The following is a 1889-nucleotide window of genomic DNA, read 5'->3' on the forward strand; positions in this document are numbered from 1 at the left end:
TCGCCGGGTTGGAGGTCGGCGAGGTCGTAGAGGGCGTAGTAGGCGGTGAGGAACGCGACGGGGACACCGGCGGCTGTGGTGAAGGACCAGTCGTCGGGGATCGTGGTGATCAGACGGTGATCAGTAACCGTCTGTGCACCCACGCCGTGCGGGAACATGCCCATGATGCGGTCGCCCACGCGGACGTTGGTGACGTCGTCGGCCACCTCCGTGACGATGCCGGCGCCCTCGCTGGCCAAGAGCGCATCGCCCGGATACATGCCGAGCGTGATCAGCACGTCGCGGAAGTTCAGCCCGATCGCACGGACGTCGATCCGGACCTGCCCCGGCGCAAGCTCGTCCGGTAGCTCGGGGTTGGGCAGGAACGCCAGGTTGTCCAGCGTGCCGGGGGCTGTCTTGTCCAGTCGCCACGTCGGGTCGTCGCTCGGAATGGTCAACCGGCCGTCGACGTGATCGGCTGACCGAACCAGCCTCGGCACGAGGAACTGGCCGTAACGCACGGCCAGTTGGTACTCACCCGTGGCGAGAACCTCGGCGAGGTAGGACGTGTCGACCGGGTTGTCGGTGTCGATGAGGTGGATACGGCCGGGGTTCTCGTTCTGGGCCGTGCGGATCAGGCCCCACAGGGGAGCGTGGGCCAGGCGGACGTCCTCTGCTGGGGTGGTGGCGATCGCGTGGTGGGTGAGGACGACCAGGGTACGGTCGGTGGTCTCGTTGGTGGCCAGCCAGGACTGCAGGTGAGTGAGGAGCGACTCGGTGGCCCTGTGCGCCGCTGCCGGGTCGTTGCTGTCCTCGTCCTCGTCCATGTCCGGGGTGTAGACGTCGACCAGGTCGAGGTCGACTTCCCCTGCGGCGGCCTCCGCGGGTTTCCAGGCGAGTTGGAAGAGGCTGTTGCGGGTCTCGTTGCTCGCACTGGTGGTCAGCGCCGTGGGATCGATCGGGCGGGAGGCGAGGGTGTTGACGGTGACGACAGGTGCGCCGGTGGGGTCCCAGGCCCGGACGGTGATGTCGTTGCCGGTGGTGGTGAGGGTGACCCGGAGGTGGGTGGCGTTGGTGGCGTGGATGGTGACGCCGGTCCAGGCGAACGGCAGCCGCAGTTCGCTGTCGGTGGCCGAGGAGACGGCTCGGGCAGCGAGGGGGTGGAGGGCCGCGTCGAGGAGGGCGGGGTGGATGGTGTGTCCGGCGGCGTCGGTCTCTTCGGGCAGGGTGATCTCAGCGTGGAGGGTGCCGTCAGGCTGAGCCCAAATGCCGACAACGCCCTGGAAGGTGCTGCCGTACTCGTAGCCGGCGGCTGCCAGCTGCTCGTACAGGTCCGAGATCTCGACGGGGGTCGCGTCCCCGGGAGGCCACTGAGTGAGGAGTTCGGCCTGCTCCTGCGTGGTGGTGAGGGTGCCGGTGGCGTGGCAGATCCACTCGGAGTCGGTGGCGTCCGGTTCATCCGTGTGGGGGCGGGAGTGGATGGTGATCTGCCGGCCAGTGGCCTCAGAGACCGTCGTGATCTGGAGGTCGCGGCTGGTCGTGTCGTCCAGGGTGAGCGGGGTGTGGAGGGTGAGTTCTTCGAGGTGGGGGGCGCCGGTGTGGTCGCCGACGTGGAGTGCCAGGTCGACCAGGGCGGTTCCGGGAAGCAGGACCGTTCCTGCCACGGCATGGTCCGCCAGCCAAGGGTGAGTATTCAGGCCGATCCGGCCCATGAAGACCGTCGATGTGCCGGAGGATTCACCGGCGTCTGCCCTGTTCACACTGTCGGCGAGCTGAACGGTGGCGGCGAGCAAGGGGTGCGCGCTCGTCGCCATGCCGAGGTCGTTGGCGTTGGTGGTGTGGGTGGGGGTGTGGAGCCAGTAGGGCTGGTGTTGGAAGGGGTAGGTGGGGAGGTTGGTGTGTTGGTGGGG

The 1889-nt window shown here is 68.2% G+C and carries 1 protein-coding gene; it reads right to left on the reverse strand.

Annotated elements, in window-relative coordinates; all coding sequences use genetic code 11:
* A partial coding sequence (locus ACIQNG_RS39080; RefSeq protein WP_401492025.1) for a polyketide synthase dehydratase domain-containing protein occupies positions 1–1889 on the reverse strand: 1889 nt, incomplete at both ends.

The sequence above is a fragment of the Streptomyces sp. NPDC091377 genome (genome assembly GCF_044757045.1).
GTDB lineage: Bacteria > Actinomycetota > Actinomycetes > Streptomycetales > Streptomycetaceae > Streptomyces.